The 3041-nt window shown below is 72.0% G+C and carries 1 protein-coding gene; it reads right to left on the reverse strand.

Going from position 1 to position 3041, the window contains the following annotated elements:
* Positions 1 to 3026 (reverse strand): condensation domain-containing protein (locus AB0M80_RS44115; protein WP_364576524.1); only part of this gene is annotated, 3026 nt, incomplete at its 3' end.
* Positions 3027 to 3041: the final 15 nt, after the last annotated feature.

Here is a 3041-nt window from a genome sequence, read left to right on the forward strand (position 1 = left end):
GAAACCACCCGGACCCGGCCGCCGGCCAGCAACGGCGCCAGCATCTGCCACACCGAAACGTCGAACGTCACCGGAGCGTTCTGCACCACCACATCAGAGGCCTGCAGGCCCAGGTCCTCGACCTTCGCCAGCAGGTGGTTGACCATCCCGCGGCGGTGCACCATCGCCCCCTTCGGACGACCCGTCGAACCCGACGTGAAAATCACGTAACCCAAGTCGAGACCGGCGTCACCGCGGGAAACCGGTGCCCACTCCTGGTCTTCGGCGTCATCCAGGAGCACGACTTCGAGGCCACCACCGGCCGCGGCCGCCAGGTCCTCGAAGCCCGCACCCACCACAATGGACGAGGCGCCCGAATCCGCGAGCAACCCGGCCAACCGGGCCACCGGCAGCGCCGGGTCCAAGGGCAGGTAGGCCGCCCCGGACCACAACACGCCCAGCACGGCCGACACGAACCCCACGCCGGGATCGGCCAGGATTCCCACCACGCCACCACCCACGCGGCGGGACAACGCACTCGCCCGGCCGGCCAGCGACCCGTAGGAAACCCACGCGCCACCGTCGGACACCGCCGCGGTTTCCGGGGCGGACAGCGCGAACTCGCACACCCGCGCCACCACATCGGCACCCACCACCCCGGTCGCACCGGCACCACGCTCCAGGTCACCGGCCGGAACCACGTCCACCCGACCCAGGGCCACCGACGAATCGGCGAGGGTGGTGTCGAGCAGGTGCCGGAACATGCCGGTGATCAGGCCGATGCGGCCGGCGTCGAACGCCTCGGGTGCGTAGTCGAAGCGGAAGGCCAGTTCGCTGCCCGGGTGCACGACCAGGCTGAGCGGGTAGTGGCGCGAGTCCTCCGTGGCGGCGTCGAGCACGCGCACGTCGCCGCCCAGGCGGACCTCGGTCCCCTGGTCGTCCGCGGGCACGTTCTCGAAGACGATGGCGGTGTCGAACAGCTCACCCGTGCCGGCCAGACCGGGCACGTCGTTCTGCACTTCGGCGAGCCCGACGTGCTGGTAGGCCGACATCCTGGCCTGCTGGTCGCGCAGGGAGACCAGCAGCTCGTCGAGGGTGCGGGCCGGGTCGAGGGCGGCCCGGACCGGCACCGTGTTGATGAACATGCCGACCATCGTCTCCACGCCCGGCAGCTCCGCCGGGCGCCCCGAGGTGACCGACCCGAACACGACGTCCCGCTTACCGGTGAGCCTGCCGACCATGACGGCCCAGCAGGCCTGCACGACGGTGTTCAAGGTGAGCTCGTGCCCGCGGGCCCACGCCACCAGTTCGGCGGTCTCCTCCCGGGTCAGCACCAGCTCGGCCGATTCCGGCACCGCCTTCAGGGGCCCGGCGAGCTCCGGCGCCACCTTCGTGGGCTCGGCGAGCCCGTCGAGGACCTCGCGCCACGCCTGCCGGGCTTCCTGGTCGTCCTGGCGGCCGAGCCAGGCGAGGTAGTTCCGGAACGGGGCCACTTCCGGCAGCGCCGCCGCGGGACCGTCGGTGTACAGCGTGGCCAGTTCGCGGATGAGGATCGGCACCGACCAGCCGTCGGTGGCGATGTGGTGGGCGGTCCAGAGGAACCGGTAGCGCCCGGCGGCGAGCTTGATCAGGGTGAACCGGACCAGCGGCGGGTGCGCGAGGTCGAACCGGCGCTCCCGGTCCTCGTCGGCCAGCCGGCGCAGCCGGTCCTCACGTTCGGGCTCGGGGAGCGTGGACAGGTCGTGCTCGGTCCAGGGCAGGCCGACCTCGGCGGCGATCAGCTGCACGGCTTCGCCGCCTCGGCGGTGCCGGAAGTAGGCGCGCAGGGTCGCGTACCGGCGCAGGAGCGCGGCGCACGCGACGCGCATCGCGTCGACGTCGAGCGGACCGGCGAGGTCCGCGGTGGCCTGCACGGTGTAGACGTCCACGCCGTCCGGGTCGAACTCCGAGTGGAACAGCAGGCCCTGCTGCAGCGCGGAGAGCGGCAGGGCGTCCTCGATGCGCCCGTTCTCCGGCGCCAGCTCCCGCAGCTCGTCGCCGGTCAGCTCGACCAGCGGCCCGGCCGGCACGGCGATCGCCTCGACCTCGGCGCCCGGCTCGCGGCAGACGACCTGCTCGGCGATGGCGGCCGGGGTCCGCCGCTCGAGGATGTCGCGCGGGGTGAGCTCGATGCCCGCCGTGCGCGCCCGGCCCGCCACCTGGATGGCACTGATGCTGTCGCCGCCGAGGGCGAAGAAGTTGTCGTCGATGTACACGCGCGGCACCGACAGCACCTCGGCGAGGATGTCGCAAACGACCGTCTCGACGGTGTTGCGGGGGCGGCGCCCGACGACCTCCGCGCGGAAGTCCGGTGCGGGCAGCGCTTCGCGGTCGACCTTGCCGTGTTCGGTGAGCGGGAGCTCGTCGAGCACGACCAGGGCCGACGGCACCATGTAGTCCGGCAGCAGCTGCTGGGCGGTGCTGCGCACGGCACCGGCGTCGAGCGTGGTCCCGCCTTCGACGCCGACGAGGTAACCCGCGAGCCGCTTGCCGCCGTCGGCGTCGGTGAGCACCCGCACGACGGCGTCCAGCACACCGGGCACCGCACGCAGGATACTTTCGATTTCGCCGAGTTCGATGCGGTGGCCGCGGATCTTGACCTGGAAGTCACGACGCTCCACGAACTCCAGCTGACCGTCGGTGCGCATCCGGACGCGGTCACCCGTGCGGTACATCCGCGTCCCCGCGGCACCGAAGGGATCGGCGACGAACACCGACGCCGTCCGCGCCGGATCACCCACATAACCCCGGCCCACCACCAAACCGCCGACGAACAGCTCACCCACCGCCCCCGCCGGCACCGGACGCAGCTCATCGCCCAGCACGTACAACCGAGAATTGCGCACCGCACGGCCGATCGGCACCACCTCGACACCGGACCGGAGCACCGCGTGCGTCACATCGTCCGAACACTCCGTCGGGCCGTAAGCGTTCACCAACGGCACCTCCGGGAACCGCGCGAACCACCGCGCACACAAATCCGGCGGCAACGCCTCACCCGTCACCACCAGCCACCGCAGCCC

The sequence above is a fragment of the Amycolatopsis sp. NPDC051045 genome, assembly GCF_040682955.1.
Classification (GTDB): Bacteria; Actinomycetota; Actinomycetes; order Mycobacteriales; family Pseudonocardiaceae; genus Amycolatopsis.